The sequence below is a fragment of the Photobacterium gaetbulicola genome, from assembly GCF_003025515.1.
Classification (GTDB): Bacteria; Pseudomonadota; Gammaproteobacteria; order Enterobacterales; family Vibrionaceae; genus Photobacterium; species Photobacterium gaetbulicola.
Map to the genome: position 1 here is coordinate 95,791 of NZ_PYME01000010.1, position 18,098 is coordinate 113,888.

Genomic DNA, 18,098 nt, shown 5'->3' on the forward strand with positions numbered 1-18,098 from the left:
CATTCTCATTTCCAGTCGACTATGAATAAGAGATATTCAATTTTGGCAAATGGTTTTTAGGATGGTCATACGAAAATATTACAGTCTCTCGTTTGGCATTTAATTCAATATTGTGATAATTACTGCAATTACAGAAAAGCCCTCGATATTTCGCCCGGATGCTCACTTGAACTCTCAAGGTAACTTTCCGGCCGCAATATCAAGGGCAGGTTGCAGTATGTAAGAATATGGGGCTTAGTTAGCCGTTAACGATACGCAAGTGATCAATGGTGCTTGCTCCTCGGTATAGTTATTAGCCGTACCGCCATTCTGGTAAAAACGCACCACGTTGTAGTTCTGTGTTGCCTGATCAGCCGCCAAGCGACTGGCGCTACCATAAGGCAGTTTTAACGCCGTCCCCAGCGGCCAGCCGTATACCGGTGATAGCTCAACCTCCAGATCAACATTGGAAATCAACTCTTTGGTCAGCTTGATCATCGAGTTAGCGCTGCTTGCCGGCGGTTGGTTGCCATCGGCTTCGTAATAGTTGGGGACATACTTGCCCGCCGTGAACTGGCTGATCGGCAGGTGCCAATCGCCACCGTCCTGGTAGAGGTTGCGGCACGAGTTCAATGCTGGCTTTTCGCCATTGGTGATCTGAGCAAACAACGCCCAGTCAATACCATTGGCAGCCAAAATCTCGCTCGCCTGCGGCAATCCGGCTCCTAGCTCACCTTTGTGAACAGTTTCTGCCTGGGTCAATGGACGATGGTATTTGTAGCCGTTGAAGTCAACAATTCTGATTGGCTCAATGACGCGCAACGCTGCATTGCTCGCATCGGTCAGCAAACCGCCGGAAACACTGTCAAAATCTGCCGCTGACACACATTTAGTGCCATAGGACTGGGTATTCAAACAATATTGCACCCCTTTGCCGATAAAGTTTCGGGCATCCACGGTATGGCCCTGTGCCGCCCAGTCGTAGTCATCAACAACACCGTTGCCGTTGCTGTCATTGCCTTGTGCCCGCACACCGATAATGTATTCATTGCCCGTTGCTTGTTCGGTCGGGTTGCTATCGCCCGCCGGGCCATTTTGATTACTGGTGTCTACCAGCCAGCGACCATCAGTATTGGCATTGCCATCGTAACCGTACACCACCGCCGTCAGCTTTTGGTCGTACTCGAGGGCACCGGTCAATGTGATCCCCATTGGCTCAACGGCCTGGGAACAATAGGCCTGATCGGCTGGGGTACCAAGGTAAGTTACCGGTGTTACACAGTATTCAATCGTTTTTCCGAGATCATCACCCGACAAAGTATACTGGCAGCTTTGTGCGACATCACAGCTCACCTCGGAAACTACACCATCGACTTTCCACTGGGCGGTCGATTGACCTTCTTCTGCACCTTCAGCTTGCTCGTACAGGTATTGCCCCACCAGCGTTTCGCCGACCTCGGGTAAACCACCTGACAGCACAACCGCCTCGACACTGCTTGCCTGCGGCGGGGTTTCTACCTTGACAGAAATGGCTTCATCCATTTGCTGGCAAACTTCCTCTCCTACCGTCGGTGATCCTGTTTCAGAAACTGGGGTAACGCAAAAAGATAGATAATAACCGTCATCAGCATTGGCGACCGAATAAGCCGTTTCCGTCGCACCTTCAATCGCATTGTTATCGCGTAGCCAGCGATACTGACTGGTACCCTCAAGGTCACCATCTGCATCAAAATAGGTGTATTTCCCAGTCAAACTCGCCCCGACAAAGGGCTGTCCGTCAACCGCGACGCTGCCTGCTTCCACTTCCGGTGCCGAGCCAGGCTTGACCGCCACCGGCGCAGTCAGCTCAGAGCAGACAATCTCACCCGCGACCGGAAAATCCTGCTGCGTTTTAGGCTCGACACAAAATGCCAACTGTTTGCCCTCGGTTTGATGCGCCAGCAAGGTTAGGCGACTATCATCAGCGCCGTCTATCGCTTCGCCGTCAGCCAGCCATGACAAGACAGAATCACCTTCGGCAACCCCCTCGGGATGATAGTACTGATACTCCCCTTCAATGACGTCACCCACCATAGGGGCCATATCGCCAATGATCACGTCATTGGCCTGCGGCGGGGTGCCCAACGGCGGCTGTACTTGCTTCGGCTCACTGCACGACTGAGCACCGATAGTATTGGCCGTCCCTTCGGCGACCGGTGTCACACAAAAGCGGACTTGCTCACCCAAATGCTGTTCAACCAAATACAGCTCCTGGGCGATGCCAATTTCAGTATCATCGGCCAACAACCAACGGTATTGACTGGCACCTTCCGGACGGGCAGCCGGATTGGGATCGAAATACTGGTAAATACCTTTTACACCAGCTCCGACATGCAACGCCGGTATGGTTACTTCGCCCCTTACCGTCGGCGGGTACACATTGTCCTGCTTACCTGAGATATCCTTGTTATCTTCAGCTCCACAGCCTGCCAGCAAGGTGGCAATAGCCAGGGCCAAGGTAGAGTGTCTTACTTTCATAACCTTCTCTTTTCTGATTTGGAAATGAATAGTCCGTTTACGCCGATTCCGATAAATGGCGAGCTGGGCTAATATTTCGTTATAGTCAAACGCAACCTTTCAACTATCTTCGATAGCTTTCGCATAACTATATACTCAATCAAAAGCAAAGTTTATCTTTCGATAACGCTTTTGTGATCATAAAAGCGAAAGAAAACAAAAGACAATCAAAAACGAAAAAAGCGCCTATCGCTAGGCGCTTTCATTACGTTTCGAAATACAAATTGGCTTATATCTTTTGCAACCGTGTTTGGATCGGTAGGCCATCCTTGCAACGGAAAGTCACCACTGTCTTGCTCCCCTTGTGCTTCACGGCAATCCGCTCATCAGCCTCCGCTGGGCGCCAACGCCCTTTCAAGGTAATGGCTACCGGGACTTCTCGGCTCAGGGTGTTTTTCTCCATGTTCAAATCAGGGTTGGCAACACTCAGGCTCAATATTCCGTCCTGCTCTTTGGCCATGACCACGGAGGAGGTACTGATCGCCCTGATCCATTTGTCAGAGGTTCTCACAAACTGGTAAGCCGTGTAGCCCGTTACGCCACTTTGCCTATCATGAACAATGTGGGCCGTTCCGTCTTTACGCAGCACCTGATAGGGCTTCTCCTCTGCCGATACCATTGATGCGGCCAACGCCTGCATTTTTTCCGGCGTTGCATCAAGCATGATCATGTACTCGTATTCTGCTCCGGACGGGGCATTACCGTGGTTGATCCACGCCGACACCATATTGCCGAAGGTCGGTTCCTTGGTGATGTTATCGCGTGACTCCTGATGTTGGCGCCTAACCTCAATGCTGCCACCTTTAGCCACGTAATAACCGTTCCCCATACCATCTATCAGCCAGTCACCGGGCTCGAGTTCGGTGCTAAACGGAAACGCCGTCACCGCCTCGCCATTGATGATCAGCGACTGGGTTTTGTCTGTCAGGCCGTATTGAAACAAGGTGGTCTCAGTTGAATACTCACTGCGGCTATTGGCAATGTTACTCCCCACCAAGACCAGCCGGTTATCGAAGCTAAACACCGACTTCTTGGCCCTGAATGACGGATCAATAAACGCCGGCCAGCGATCAGGGTTTTCGAGGGTAAAGCCAAAAGCACCGTAGCGCCCTTCCAATTCGGTCGAACCATTGAAGCGAACATTGTTGGTTAGCATGGTGGTATGTTTGCGCGGAGCATCCAACAGCTCCCAAGGCAAATGGATCGTCGTCGCCCCCGGCATCCGGTTCCAATCCCAGCCCTCTTGGCTAAAGCCGTACTCTTTTTCATCACCCCACTTCTGGATCTGCACACTGCCGTGGCTCTGGTAACGGCCATACCGGTTGGCATTGTTGTAGATTTCCGACGACCATACATACCGGTTCCAGCCCTTCATCGTTACCATCTTGTCATCGTAACGGTGGATCCCCATCGCGGCGTAATTGAAGCTATATGCGCCTTGGGGATGGGCTTCTGGCATCACCAGTTGGCCGAACTCCCCAGCAAACCGCTGTGGATCATCGCCGCTGATCCGTAAGTACGCCTGCGCCAGATCGGTATCGGCTGTTCCTTGCTCGGTCCCTGCCAGCGCCAGCCAACGGTAACCGTCTGCAATCTTGTTGAGCGAAATACCGAAGAACGGACGGCGGCCATTGGTGCCGACCCCGGGGTTCGGGTTACTGTACACCCTTGCCGCCAGCATCACCTTCTTCAGGTACTGCCTGGCTGGCTCGGACAACTCGTAAGGGGTTCCTCTTAGCAGGTACGCAACATGGGCTGCCGAGTTAAAGGCAGCAAACGAATACCCCGGGTAGTTGCCCTTGTGGCGAAATGCCGTGCCATCTGGGCGGAAGCCGTCAGCGTAGCCAGCCGGTGTCTGCGCCATATTGCCGGAGATAAACTTGCCGAACTTATGCATCAGGGCAACTCGCTGCTGCTCGTCAGGCTCGAGCAGCAGCATGATCATATGGGCACGGGCCAGAGTATTGTAGTAATCCATGTCCGAGCTTTTTGGCCCGACTTCCATATCAAAACCGCGCTCTTTGAATTCCCGCGAGTACCAGAGCAGTGCCGAATGAATTGGCTCTAATAAACCGGCATCTTTCAGAGACTGCTCCATCAATAGCACCGACGAGTACCAGCTCCGGGTGCCGTAGCCCCAGTGGTGGGTCGCCACCAGCGAGCTGCCATGCTGGAAGCCCTGATCAAGCAGGTGCTCAGACATCAGGATATATTTGTCACGCATTTCAGCACGCACGACAGGATCATCGGTGACATGCCATACCCGGGCAATCTTTTCCATCAGCTCCGAGAACTTGCGCAAATCGACATAGGCCTTCACCCGTGCTTTGTCGTCCGGACTCAAATGGGCTTTCTGATAAATCGTCAGCTGCTTCTTGGTTACGATATGCACGCCGTTGATGATACCATTTTCCTTGCTCAAGCCATATGTACGGTATTCTTTGCGGATAGCATCCAGTGCTTTCTTGCTCGCCTTCATGTCACCGACATAATAGTCAAGCAACTCTTGCTTGATGGTACCTACCGCAGCCAGTTCCTCGGCCGTTACATCCGGCAGGATTTCAGGCAGGCCATAGTCGACCTCGGGCACGGTGATCCTGGTGGTTACCACATCATCAGACCATTGGTAGCGAATATCATCAATACTGACCATCACACGATCAATATACAGCTCGCCCCCTTCCGTCATGCCTTTCGGGGTAATGGTCAGCCCCTTAAGAGTCGAGGCTGGCATCCCCTGCATATCTCGATGAAAAGCCAAGCCTGGCGAGCGCCAACCGGTAAAGTCCAACTTCATGGTAAAACGGCTATTTGCTGCCGAGCCAAACTGGAACTCAAGCTCACCCTCACTGGGCTTTTCATTATAAATCCATACCGAGAAAACCGTCGAAGACTGACGCCCGTATGCTTGGTAGGCTTCCTTAGGTGTGTAGTAGCGAAACTCAGTATCGAGTGTTAGCGGCGCATCCGGCTGCCACTGCCATACCAGTGACTGCTCCCCGTTTACCGCCCGGCGATCCGTGACCGCAACGGTACTGCCATCAGCTACCTTGACATAGTCAGGTACCGCCTTCCCTTCGAATGAGATGATCTGTGCTTGCATCGGATCCTGTGGGTCGGTTTGTTCAACAACACTGGCCGGGGTGATATTGCCTGCAGCCTCTATCTGGCCGCCGGCATATACATTGCCGGACAACACCAGTGAAACCGCGGCGGCCAATACCGATATATGACTTAATCTGTTCATGCCTAATCCTTAATCATTACAGGCAAGTTGCCTGTCGTGTGCGCAAGCAGCCACTTGCGCGCCACGTATCCTTATTGCTGGGTCAACAAGACTTGTAGAGGCTCTGCCCCAACCGTACTAAAGCGTATTTCCGTATGGCCGTTGGCCATATCGTGCAGCGTAACCCCTGCGGACAGCGCAGAAGCCGCCAGCCACCGGCCACGCAGTACCATCCGGTTATCCACCGCAGCGAACGGGTTATCTTTCCATTTGCGAGAGTAGATACTGACCTCTTGCATAATGCCTTCGCCGTCATACTGGCTGCCGTCTCGCCCTTGGTAGAGGTTGAGATCCGGGTTGACGAGTGACAGCTGCAGCAGCTGACCTCGGATTGCAGCCATGACCATGGCGGGTGACGCGACTTGCGCAACCAGCCCGTGAGCGAACTCGGTATCAGCCGCAAATACTGCATATCCAGTTGTCGTTGAAGCACTATCGCTCACGACATGAGCCCGCTCATCGTGCTGGACGACCTGATAAGGGGTATCCTCTGCGCTTGCCAGCTGGCGCGCAAAAGCGTCCAACTGAGCCTGTTCCGGCTGTACCAAGACAGCATACTCATACCGCCCGTCACGCGGCGCTTGGCCGTGGTCGAGCACCGCAGTGGCAAAGGTACCTTGGGTAGCCGAGCTATTTTTCTGGTGTACCGACACCTGCTCGCCCTGTGACACCCTGACATCTTGTGCCGGCGCGACAAAATAGGCATTACCATCAGGATCGCGTAACTGGAGATAGCTCCCCAGTTTGGCTGCTACCGTCTGCTCCGAAGCAGGCATTGGCCGGCCCTCGACCACTGCCTGCTCACCATCGGCATACACGGCATGCTGAAACAAGGTCGTCTGAGTTGGATAAGCCGCCTGTTCGGTGGTGATGCCGCTACCGAGCGCGACAATCCGGTTATCGAAGAAAAAGACCGACTTGTGGGCCTGGAAGCTGGCATCGTATTTAGGATGGCCTTGCAGCACCATGGCATATAAACCGTTTTTCCCATTGCCCACCCCGCCAGCGAAGCTCTGTTCCGAGAGCAACATCTCTTCCAGCCCGCTGAATGTATCGACGTTACGCAACTTGGCATTGAGTGCCTCATAAGGCAGCTGTACGGCAGTGGTTCCCGGCCAGCGGTTCCAGTTCCATCCATCATGGCTAAATGCCCGGGCCTCGCCCTCAGGCCCCATGATCTCGAGTTGGCCGTAGTTAATATAACGGCCGTAGCGGTTGGCATTGGCATAGCTTTCGTGGCTGACCAGATAACGGCTAAAGCCGCGCACTGCCGCCACCCAGTCAGAACGCCGCTGAATCGTCATGCTGGCAAGGTTCATGACCCAGTTGCCCTGCGGCGCGACCCCAGACTCCATTCCTTGCTGCACCAGATAGCGGCCGAACGCATCATCTTTGCCCGCCATCCGCAAATAGGCAGCCGCCATATCCGGATCAATAGCCTGAGTGCCATCTGGCGAACCGGCCATGGCCATGTGCTGGAACGGCACCAGCTCGATAGATTGCTCTCCGTCGGGGTGACGGCCGGTAACAGACATCAGGGTCAACTGGTCATTACTGTAGATTTCTGTCATCGCGACAGCATGCTTGACGGTTTGGTGCGCCTGTGGCGACACGGCGTAAGGCGTACCCGCCAGCGCTTCAATCACAGGCGTGAGCCCTTTCAAGGCTCCTTTGGCATAGGCTGGATAATGCTGGGCATGGTGGAAGACCGAACCGTCAGCCTTGAATCCCCCACCCAGCCCGTCAGAGTGGCTGATAGACTGGGATAACCAGAAACTGAACTGGGACAGCCAGGCCCGGCGCTGCTGCTGATCCGGCTGCATCAGCACGCTGTATAGCATACCTCGTAGCTGGGTATTCATAATATCGACATTGAAATTGGTCATCTCTTCTACCGGACGGTAGATACGCCCTGTGCCTGAATACCATGCCATCATATCGCTGACTTCCTGCGCCAGGCCTTCCCTCGCCAAGAGATCCCTGCTGAGGTAATGGGCTTGGAACAAGGCCCTGAGGGTATACCCCATGTGGTGGGCAGTACCCAATCCACTGCCCGCGGTATAGCCCTGCGTAATCGCATATCGCGTCAGATCCAGATACATCTTTTCAAAAGTACGCCGTTCATCAGCGGCCAAATCACCTCGCAGCACCTGCGCCAGCTCCAGCATATATTCGCCATATTCCCTGAGCAGCTTGACGCCGAACACGGTGTCGAACCCTTCTTGGTTCAGCAGCCCCTTGTTGACTCCCTTGTCGATGAACGTTTTGAGTCGGTTGCTATTATCCATTGGCAGGCCGGTTATTACTCCATTGTGTTCAGCAAGCTGGTAACTGTCGTAACGCGATTTGAGCGCAAGTCGCTGCGTTGGGGACAGTACCTTGTCCTCGGCCGCAATGAATCCATCCAAGGTCTTTTCGATCCCCGTAATCTCCGGATCAGCACCTGCAGAATCCGCCTCCTGACCACTAGTATGCAGCTGGAGGAATTGGGAATAGCGGTACAATGCCAGCCAATGGCGGTTCGGCGCTACATCCGCTGCCATATTGACGTATGGCACAACGGCATCCCTGGTCGGCCAGCGAGGGTCAACTGGAATGCTGGTCATCAGCTGATCAAGGTAGATCTTGCCTGATCCCCCCGCGTGCATCGTCTCGATGACCATCTGATCCATCGACTCGCTCGGCTGGCCCTGCATATCGGAGAACGGTACCAACAGCTGACGCCATCCCGAAAAGTCCATATTGATATCAAACCAGCTAGCTCGCTGTCCCTCGGCCAGAAAAGAAAAACGCAAGGTCCCTGCCAACGGTGATTCGTTGTAAATCCAAGTCGTAAACGTGCTTTGCGACTGATCGGTATTGTTTGCCACAAACGGCTTGTAACCGATAGGCTGGGTAAACATCAGCGTATTGCCCGGCGAAAACTGCCAGGCCAGACTGTGCTGACCATCTTTTTGCAGCGCATTATCGATAGCTACCAGGCTACCGTCCGATGCCGTCACCGTATCGGGCATACCATGCTCAAAGAAGTACATGAAGCCACCCGGCTGGCGATAGGATTCACTGTCCACCGCTACAGGCTCCGTTGCCAGTGCCTGCCCTTGCAGCCCCATTGCCACCGCCAATACCAACATTTTTACGCCATTATTTTTCATCTTGCTTAATACCATCCCTGATTAAAACGAGTACGTGCCGCGGCCGTAGTACATAGTGGTTTCCTGGCTATCACTCCATAGGTATTGGGCACCGATATGCCAGGAAAAACTGGTGTTGGTTTCCCAAACCAGATCGAGGTGGGTTTCGTAGAAAAAGTCATCGGCCTCACTGACCGGCAGAGTGAAGCTGGCACCACCGCTGGCCAGCCTTGCTGTGGTGGTCAGGTTGTGATCGAGTAGCTCCTGCTGGGCCTTGAGTTTTAGCTGGGTCGCAAACACCCCGACACGGGTATCAAGCCGGTGGGCAAGTTCCAGTCCGATCCCTAGGTTGAAGGTTTCATACTCTTGCTTGTCGTAGGCCAACGCGGCAGGAGAACCCGATGACTTGGTCAGCTCACCGGCTTTGTTGTATTCGCGGACATAATTTTCCTGGTAATCTTCAACCTTGACCAAGGAGTAGTCGGCATAAAGGGACGGCAGAAAAGTCAGCTCGCCGACATAGACCGGAAACTGCCAGTCAAGCAGCAACGCAAAGCTCTGGCTGTTGAATCGCGCGGTCGCTTGTGACTGCCCATCAGCCACCAGACTGTCACCGATAGAACGCTCGGAACGATTACTGTTCCAGCCGGCCAGCCCCTGCGCTGAGAAATACATATCACGCCACTGGTAAGTCCCATAGAGTGCAGCCTGGTAGGTATCGATATCCAGCCGCTGGTTATAGAGCCGGCTTTGGCTATTGATTGACTGCTGACTAAATGCGACCCCGAGGATCGAGTCTTCCGACATCACCCGGTCGTAACCTATGGCTATCCCTGATGAATCAGCGTCATAGCCATCAAAACGGTTGGTCCCTTCACTGGTGACAAACGAGGTTGAGTCCGTTCCAAGATAGGTTACCCACAGTGAGGTACGGGCCGAGTCACCCAAGATATAATCGGAGGTACGCTTGCGCACTGCATTCGCAAAAACATTCTGCGCGGTAGCCACGTTGTAGATACTGGCGCCACTCCGATCGGGGGTTATTTCTCCTGCCAACCTGGCGGCCTCCTCGCTCGTGGTCACCGCGGCAAACAAGTCCAACAGCTCCTGGTTATTGTTTGCCCGTGCCTGCTCTTCCAGCAATTTCAGAACATAAACCTCGGTCGAGTCTGCGCCTCCTGCGGCGGCAAGATCAGCAATGCCGGAAGAGGCTGCCGCCGTGGCAGCGTACGCCAGCCCCATTCCTGTAAAAGCCAACCCCACTATCCCCCGATGTAACCTTCTACCGCGCTCAACAGCCATTCCCTATCCCTCTCAGCTGACACTTATCAAATACCGACATACACATTTTCGCTTCCTTGTTCTGAAGCCACCCTGCTTATGAAAAGCTTCATTATACTTACGAAAACCTTCGTTTAAGTGATCAATGTTTTAATTTTCTTATTTTTAGTTTTCTTTTTGTTTCGTGATGAAGAACACGAAAGAAAATGAAAGCACAAATATAATAGACTCAACTTTTGCTGCCACAAGCAGACGGCCACTGGCCACCTGAGGGTAACTGAATCACTACAACGGAGGTCCCGAGACTCATGTCTGTCGCTAAGGGAATACATCAACGACGTGTTAAACCAATTTATTCTGCCATGCTCGCTTCACTGGCGGGGTTGTCTGCCATGCCGTCAACGGCGATGGCAGATACAGCGGACTTGTATAACCAATTCATCAAGGACGGAACGGTAACGGTTGTACTCCTCAACCACGGCAAGACGACCGAAAAATACTTCCGTGACACGAAAAACGATATTGACGGCATGGATCGGCAATATGAATGGGGACAGTCAGTCGGGTTGTTCTTCCGCTCAGGCAAAGTTCCAACGCTGAGCGACAACGTCACCCTAAGCGCCAACCTGGGCTACAGCTATATGTTCAAGCTGGCGGATTCCTATCCTGGCGGGGTGCACAACTGGAATGCCGGGGAAAAAATCTTTATCAGCGAAGACTGTTTTTGGTCCGGTGGCGAACCGGGAAAAGGCCAGTACAAGTGTAATGAAACCAGTGGATACGGCAAACTACCGGTAGCCAACGTGCAAATGAACTGGGGCAAGGACCGCAGCAAGAGCGGCTTCATGAAGATCGGTGATGGCTTCTACAATACCGGGATGATCACCACAGCTACCGATGATGACGCCCTGCTATCAAGTTACCGCGGCGTGATGGCGCAACAGCATTATAATGGCTATACCTTCGACGGCGCCTATGTCATTGGATTTATGTCGGGTAACGACGATACCATGCGCGATCTAAGCGGAAACGCTAACTACTATGCGCCCGATCCGCTTAACTATGACTACCTGTATACCCTAAGGGTACGCAAGAAGTTCGACGAACCCGGCGGGTATCAGGTTGCTTACGGCGAAGCAAAAGATTACCTGCGCCGCTTCCACTCCAGCGCCTATTACACCTTGGGTATCACGCCTCAGACCAACCTCTTCATGCAGGCGCAGTATTATTACAACCACAAGGCCGGTGATCTGTGGGATCAGGATGTTGAAAAAGGACTGGCATCGTTTGACGAATACGCCTCGGCACTGTCGTATGAGTTTCGACTCAACTATGACGCCTGGCAGCTGTTATATGGCTTTACCAAAATCAATGCCCCGCGTGAAAACGGCAGTGCCAATGGTGCCTTCAGCTATGGGTTTGGTAACGCCAAAGGTTACCTGAAGCTGCCGACAAGCGGCAACTACCACGGCTTCCGCCGAGACGGCGAGGAAGCAATGGTGGTCGGGGCGAAATACGACTTCCGTCACATTGGCCTGCAAGACCTGAATCTGGAGTACCGCTACCACTGGGGTAAGGCGCCAATTCAGAACAAATACAGCGGCGATACCGACTACGGCCGGGAAGAGGAGCATGCTATCACCCTCAACTACTACCCGCGCTCAGGGCTGCTCCGTGGACTGAATGTTAACCTCAAGCAGGCATTCTACCGACCAGACGAAACCCTGGGGCAACTGCAGCCTGGCGATATCAGTGAAAAGGCCGACAAAACGGCTACCAAGCTGATTGTCAGCTACAGCTTCCGTATCTAGCAGTCCAAGACAGGCAGCGGTGTTGCCCCCCATAAAACCGCTGCCTGTGCTCCTGATTGGGTCGGCTATCGCTCGATATCCCAGAGCTTGGGGATCTTGATCGCCGACCTTTGACCCACCTAACAGCTTTCTGCCTGCAATCCCGCTACACTCCGCGCCGTTTATTCCTATATCAACGTATAGATTTATGGCAACCATTAAAGATGTCGCCCAGTTGGCGGGGGTATCCACCGCGACCGTATCACGGGTGATAAACCGCTCAGCTTATGTTGAGCCCGTCACGCTGGAACGGGTCGAGAAAGCAATCAAAAGCCTCAATTACCAACGTGACGCCAGGGCAACCGCCCTTGCCAGCCGCTCAAACAACACGCTCGGCCTGCTGACCGGCAATCTGGCTGATCCCTTCTTTGCGCTTATCGCCAAGCACGTGGAAGAAATTGCCCGCCAGCATGGCTGCCAGCTGGTGGTGGTCAGCGGTGGCCACAATGCCCAGCGGGAAAAGGAAGGACTGGACTTTCTGATCAGCCAAGGCTGCGAGGCCATGGTCGTCCACTCAAAGATGCTCGACGACTCGATGCTACTGAGATACAGCGCCCAGTTACCCGCGATGGTATTGCTCAACCGCACCATTCCTCAAATCGCCAATCGCTCGGTATGGGTCGACAACCGCAAGGGGGCAGCCGAGTCGGTCAGCTATCTCATTGCCCAGGGCCACCGCAGGATAGCCTGTGTCACCAGTGACTTACCGATAGAAGATCGGACGGATCGATTGGAAGGCTATCGGGATGCGATGCAGCAGGCCAACCTAGTCGTAGAACCTAACTGGATCATCAACCAAAACTTCAGTGAGCACGGTGGCGAGCTGGCTGGCGAACAATTACTTAGCCAATGCCCGGAAGTCACTGCGGTTGTTACCTTCAACGATGTGATGGCGGCAGGACTGATGGCCAGCCTGCATTCCCATGGGCTACACGTCCCCAATGATATATCCATTGTCGGCTTCGATGACGTGCTGCTGGCCCGTTACCTCTACCCTCGCCTGTCGACCATGCACAACCCGATCGACGAGATGTCGAGTCACGCGGCCAAGCTGGCACTGAAGCTCAAAGCCACAGGATTGAATCCGCCGAGCGAACACCAATTCGAGGCAACCTTGGTCGAGCGGCAAACCGTTGCAAGCCCTAGGAAAGCCATTCTGCTCGAAAAACTGTGATGAAACTCATATGTACACACCCCATGTAAGCGCTTACATGAAACCAGCATCTAGGTCTCATTTTACGAGCGGGGCCGCTCTTAACATTGTGTCATTGAAACAGACGTGTACTTACTTGAAGAGGACAACACAATGACAAATACAAAGCCTCTGCCATCACTTCCGCTGGCGATAGCCCCTATCGCGGTAATGTTTGGCTTACTGGCAATTGGTTACGGCATGCTAGGACTGCGTATCGAACCACTACTATTAGTTTCAGCCGCGTTTACCGGCTTTATCGCTTACCGCATGGGCTACAACTGGGATGACATCATGGGAGCTATCGTTGAGAAGCTCGCCAAAGCCATGCCAGTTATCCTTATTCTGGTCTCTGTCGGTGGCTTGATTGCCAGCTGGATGATCAGCGGCACCATTCCTTACATGGTGTACTGGGGTTTGAAAGTTATCAGCCCTGAATACATCTTGATTGCCGCCTTCTTTGTCACCAGCATCGTATCGGTGTGTACCGGTACGTCTTGGGGCTCTGCAGGTACTGTGGGTGTGGCGCTAATGGGTGTGGCTGCGGGTTTGGATGTTTCTCTTGCCGCGGCTGCAGGTGCCGTGGTTTCCGGTGCTTACTTTGGCGATAAGATCTCCCCGCTTTCAGATTCAACTAACTTCGCGCCGGTCGTGTCTGGCACCACCCTTTATGAACACATCCAGCACATGCTCTATACCACACTGCCAGGCTTTGTCATTGCCTCAGTGGTGTTCTTTTTCGCCGGTCAGCACGGCGATATCGCCGGTGTCGCCGAGCCGCAAAAAGTCGTTGAGATCTTGGCTGGCCTTGAAAGCCTGTATAACCTGAACATCCTGCTGGTTATTCCACCAGCGATGATCCTATGGGGCGCGTTAACCAAGAAACCAGTGATCCCTCTGATGCTGACCGCATCGGCCATTGCGCTAGGTCTGGGGATGGTTTTCCAAGGTTTTAGCCTACAACAAGGCTTCCAGGCCTATGTCGACGGCTTCAACATCAGCATGTTCAGCGACAACGGTCATGCAGTAGACGCTATCATTCCAGATGTGGCCAAGCTGCTTAACCGCGGTGGCTTGTTCTCGATGATGAGCACTATCCTGTTGGTATTCTGCGCCTTTGCTTTCGCCGGAATCCTTAGCCTGACGGGTGCGCTCAATGTCGTACTGGGCCATTTCCTACACCTGATCCGCACCACGGGCCAATTGATCCTGTCTACCGTTATCGCCACTATCACCGTTGTGTTCACCACTTCCGACGGTAAGCTGGCGCTACTGATTCCGGGTGAACTCTTCCAGAACGCCTACCGCAAGATGGGACTAGATACCAAGAACCTGTCCCGTACTATCGAAGATGCCGGCACCATCATTGAACCACTCGTCCCTTGGACGGCAGCGGGTGTATACATGGCAGGTACCTTGGGCGTCTCGACCTTGGATTACCTACCATGGGCTATCCAGTGTTACACCGGGGTGATCTTCGCCATCATTTACGGCTTCACCGGCTTCGGTATTGCCAAAGCGCCAGTCGCTCAGGCATCAGAACAAAAAGAACAAGCAGCAAACCATTCAGCAGTTGCTGAAGCGAAATAAGGTAACACCATGACAGTAACTTTCGACCAGGTTCATGACCGCCGCTCAACCGGCTCGCTCAAATGGGATTTCATGACCGAAAAGCTGGGTCTAGACTCCGAAGAGCGCCTACCAATGTGGGTATCGGATTACGATTTCCAAGCGCCACCGGCGGTACTGGAAGCGCTTAACCAGCGCATTGGACATGGCATCTTTGGTTATGCCGAGCGCAACAACGACTATTACCAGGCGATCATCAACTGGTATCAGCAACAACACGGGATCAAGATAGATCAAAGTTGGATCACCACTGTACACGGTGTTCTACCCGGCCTGTCGATGCTGATCCAGATGCTGACGCAATCTGGCGACAAGGTGGTGATGCAGACCCCGGGTTACGGCTCGTTCCGCAAGATCACCGAGCTGAACGATCGTGAAATTGTTGCCAACCCGTTGGTCAATGACAACGGCGAGTACCGGATGGATCTCAACCACCTTGAGCAATGCTTTACACAAGGCTGTAAGGTGATGATCTTCTGTAACCCGCACAACCCTGTGGGCAAAGCCTGGTCGCAAGAGGAAATCCTGGCGCTGGCCGAGTTGTGTGAGCGTTATCAGGTATGGCTGCTCAGCGACGAGATCTGGGGGGACTTGGCCATGCCTGGGCATCAGTACCACTCTGCGCTGTCGTTACCTGAGCGTTTGCAGCAGCGCCTTGTTGTTGCCACCGCGGCCAGTAAGACCTTTGGCCTGTCGTCACTGCGGATCTCCAATTTCCTGATCCCGAACAGTGAACTGAAAGCCGCGTTTGTCCGCCGGCTTGATGCCCATGGCATGGATGTGTACAACAGCCTGGCAATGTGTGCCGCAACGGCTGCATATCAGACTTCAAGCGATTGGCTCAATGCGCTTAAGCTCTACCTGCAGGGCAATATCGATATACTGGCGACTTTTCTTGAAAAAGAACTCCCAGCCCTTCGTTTCCAGCCACCGCAGGCCGGCTATTTAGCGTGGGTAGATTGCCGTGGATTAGGGCTTGGTGATGATGTTCTCGAGAAGAAATTGGTTAACGCAGGCATAGTGCCAAGTATGGGGATTGCCTTCGGTACTGAAGGTTCAGGCTATATCCGCTTGAATTTGGGCTGTCCGCGAGAGACCTTGCTTGAGGCTTGCCAGCGTATGAGAACTGCACTCACGAACTAAATTTCTCATTCCGGAAAATAAAAGGATCTGACCATGTCAGATCCTTTTGGTTTTTAAACCACGCAAATCTCCCTGTCGGGTGAAAGTGCTGGCGAAACAGCTAAGCATATTGCTATATGGCACAAACGCTGTATAAAGACTTAACAAGTGCATTTATGAACAACATCACTTACTTAAGCGGAAATTAAGGAGATATATGGCCGTTCTAGACATTCTCACTGCACCGGATCCTCGGCTGAAGGTTCAAGCTGAGCAAGTACAGAATACAGAATCCGTGCAGCCCCTAATCGATGACATGCTGGAAACCCTCTACGCTACCGACAATGGCATTGGCTTAGCGGCAACACAGGTTGGTCGAAAAGAAGCGATCGTCATTATCGACTTATCAGAAAACCGAAATGAGCCACTTATTCTAGTAAACCCAAAAGTCGTCTCTGGTACTGGTAAAGCCTCGGGGCAGGAAGGCTGCTTGTCTGTACCCGGCTATTATGCGGATGTTGAGCGTTTTACTTCCGTTGTTGTCTCAGCCCAGAATCGCCATGGCCATCCGATTACAATTGAAAGTGACGACTTCCTGGCTATAGTGATGCAACATGAAATCGACCACCTGTCAGGTAACTTATTTATCGATTACCTTTCCCCCCTCAAACGCCAAATCGCGATGAAGAAAGTTAAAAAACACTTAAAAACACAACTTTGATTGTCAAAAACGGACAGTGGAAGTGGCGACTCCCTGCTACTTCCACCTCAAGTTTCCTTCAGGGCTTTATAAGCTTTCTTTATTTTGACGGCGGCGCCAACCGGAAAAACCGAGCATTCCCATACCGAAAATAGCCAGTGATGATGGCTCGGGAATATCAACGACGGGATCATCACCACTGTCAAACTCAATGAAACCATTAAACGTAGGATCGTGTATTTCACCACGTTGAATGAAAGAATCCACCACGACAGATCCTTCAATTGGCGTCGCATTCGTCAGGGCCGCTAATGGAGCCAATAAACTACCATTGAGCTGTTTGGTTAAATCAATCGTTTGAGCTTCATAAAAGTTCCAGATAATGAGCTCTCTGGTTTGATCATTGACAATATTGCCCACAGCATTAGCCGAGAATGTCGTATCCGTAATTGTTGTACCGCCAACATTCATGACAATTGCTGACGGAGTTTGCGAATTAAAATTGACATCGTACTGCTGAATGAAACTGTTTCCAAAGAAGTCAATGGCTTGAAAATCAAACACCGCCACATCACTGCCTAAACTATTATTGACGTCGAAGGATGCCGGGCCGCAACATGACAAGGGAGTCGTCAGTATAGAATTAGCCGTCAGGTTTTGCAGATAACTCGAAAAACTGGTTAATTCATTTTGAATATCAACCAAGTCGTAAGCAGTGATATTATTGGTAAGAGCCCCGCCCCCATTGAGATTGATGATGCCATTATTGGTCCCGCCGATGGCAGCACCATAGCCATTATTGATATTTACAGTAGCATTGTTATTACCACCGATGATCATAGCATCTTCAGGCCCCGTAGCTGTCGGTAAATGAATACCGTAATTCGAGGTTGTTCCGTTGATATCCCCCATTACAATGGCTTTACCTTCAACTTCACTGTCTGAGTCTAAATCCCCAAATACAATCAAGTTATATTCATTTAATATATCAATTGCCGTCGCGTTAACCGAAAGCGATGTCAGTGAAATGAATATTAGCGGTATACATTGATTCCATACTCTCATTGTGCGCTCCATTGTATGCTTATACCTTAGAAAGCTTATATGGGTTCCCCACTTTTTCAAACTGACAAGACTATAAATTAGCCTTTCTAAATTTACCCTGTTAAAACTTGAAGACATAGCCTCATATTATGTCTTAAAAATCAGACAATAATTCCTTGAGCTAGTTTTAGCTTTTATTCACCATTGCTTTTGAAATTATTCATTCGCGGTTTATATTATTTTCTCACTACATGACAGATACAATTAACAGAAATCTTCTTTGTTGCAGCAGTAACACTAAACTAAGCCAGCTTCTATGACATTT

The 18,098-nt window shown here is 52.1% G+C and carries 10 protein-coding genes; 5 read left to right on the top strand and 5 right to left on the bottom strand.

The window, feature by feature from the left end; translation table 11 throughout:
- Window positions 1-234: 234 nt before the first annotated feature.
- The 4 genes from C9J03_RS10815 to C9J03_RS10830 form a co-directional block, all read right to left on the bottom strand.
- Entirely contained in the window at window positions 235-2,496 is a 2,262-nt protein-coding gene (locus tag C9J03_RS10815) for a hypothetical protein (RefSeq protein ID WP_044623158.1), read from the bottom strand.
- A gap of 268 nt (window positions 2,497-2,764) precedes the next feature.
- Window positions 2,765-5,782 (bottom strand): chondroitinase family polysaccharide lyase, encoded by a 3,018-nt coding sequence (locus C9J03_RS10820; protein WP_052829749.1) that lies wholly within the window; start codon window positions 5,780-5,782, stop codon window positions 2,765-2,767.
- A 71-nt stretch (window positions 5,783-5,853) separates the two neighbouring features.
- A complete protein-coding gene (locus C9J03_RS10825; RefSeq protein ID WP_044623157.1) occupies window positions 5,854-8,976 on the bottom strand; it encodes a chondroitinase family polysaccharide lyase in 3,123 nt (1,040 codons plus the stop codon).
- Between the two features lie 21 nt (window positions 8,977-8,997).
- Window positions 8,998-10,257 (bottom strand): autotransporter outer membrane beta-barrel domain-containing protein, encoded by a 1,260-nt coding sequence (locus C9J03_RS10830; RefSeq protein ID WP_082060599.1) that lies wholly within the window; start codon window positions 10,255-10,257, stop codon window positions 8,998-9,000.
- A 287-nt stretch (window positions 10,258-10,544) separates the two neighbouring features.
- Here C9J03_RS10830 and C9J03_RS10835 point away from each other — a divergent pair, with 287 nt between their 5' ends.
- The 5 genes from C9J03_RS10835 (at window position 10,545) to def (ending at window position 16,750) form a co-directional block, all read left to right on the top strand.
- Complete coding sequence (locus C9J03_RS10835) at window positions 10,545-12,047, top strand: OprD family outer membrane porin (protein WP_082060598.1); 1,503 nt, start codon at window positions 10,545-10,547, stop codon at window positions 12,045-12,047.
- A 187-nt stretch (window positions 12,048-12,234) separates the two neighbouring features.
- On the top strand, window positions 12,235-13,260 hold the full coding sequence (locus C9J03_RS10840) for a LacI family DNA-binding transcriptional regulator (RefSeq protein WP_044623154.1): 1,026 nt from the start codon (window positions 12,235-12,237) through the stop codon (window positions 13,258-13,260).
- A 132-nt stretch (window positions 13,261-13,392) separates the two neighbouring features.
- Entirely contained in the window at window positions 13,393-14,868 is a 1,476-nt protein-coding gene (gene nhaC, locus C9J03_RS10845; RefSeq protein WP_044623153.1) for a Na+/H+ antiporter NhaC, read from the top strand.
- Between the two features lie 9 nt (window positions 14,869-14,877).
- Window positions 14,878-16,050: a MalY/PatB family protein gene (locus C9J03_RS10850; RefSeq protein WP_044623152.1), complete on the top strand. Its 1,173-nt coding sequence runs from the start codon at window positions 14,878-14,880 to the stop codon at window positions 16,048-16,050.
- A gap of 196 nt (window positions 16,051-16,246) precedes the next feature.
- Entirely contained in the window at window positions 16,247-16,750 is a 504-nt protein-coding gene (gene def / locus C9J03_RS10855; RefSeq protein WP_044623151.1) for a peptide deformylase, read from the top strand.
- 66 nt (window positions 16,751-16,816) lie between these two features.
- Here the strand turns inward: def and C9J03_RS10860 are convergent, their stop codons facing one another.
- Window positions 16,817-17,794, bottom strand: coding sequence for a collagen-binding domain-containing protein (locus tag C9J03_RS10860; protein ID WP_044623150.1), 978 nt, complete (start codon window positions 17,792-17,794; stop codon window positions 16,817-16,819).
- Between the last annotated feature and the right edge of the window lie 304 nt (window positions 17,795-18,098).

Excerpts from the sequence above, each read along its gene's own strand:
- C9J03_RS10815 (WP_044623158.1), bottom strand. The coding sequence starts at position 2,496 with ATGAAAGTAAGACACTCTACCTTGGCCCTGGCTATTGCCACCTTGCTG.
- C9J03_RS10820 (WP_052829749.1), bottom strand. The coding sequence starts at position 5,782 with ATGAACAGATTAAGTCATATATCGGTATTGGCCGCCGCGGTTTCACTG.
- C9J03_RS10825 (WP_044623157.1), bottom strand. The coding sequence starts at position 8,976 with ATGAAAAATAATGGCGTAAAAATGTTGGTATTGGCGGTGGCAATGGGG.
- C9J03_RS10830 (WP_082060599.1), bottom strand. The coding sequence starts at position 10,257 with ATGGCTGTTGAGCGCGGTAGAAGGTTACATCGGGGGATAGTGGGGTTG.
- C9J03_RS10835 (WP_082060598.1), top strand. The coding sequence starts at position 10,545 with ATGTCTGTCGCTAAGGGAATACATCAACGACGTGTTAAACCAATTTAT.
- C9J03_RS10840 (WP_044623154.1), top strand. The coding sequence starts at position 12,235 with ATGGCAACCATTAAAGATGTCGCCCAGTTGGCGGGGGTATCCACCGCG.
- nhaC (WP_044623153.1), top strand. The coding sequence starts at position 13,393 with ATGACAAATACAAAGCCTCTGCCATCACTTCCGCTGGCGATAGCCCCT.
- C9J03_RS10850 (WP_044623152.1), top strand. The coding sequence starts at position 14,878 with ATGACAGTAACTTTCGACCAGGTTCATGACCGCCGCTCAACCGGCTCG.
- def (WP_044623151.1), top strand. The coding sequence starts at position 16,247 with ATGGCCGTTCTAGACATTCTCACTGCACCGGATCCTCGGCTGAAGGTT.
- C9J03_RS10860 (WP_044623150.1), bottom strand. The coding sequence starts at position 17,794 with ATGAGAGTATGGAATCAATGTATACCGCTAATATTCATTTCACTGACA.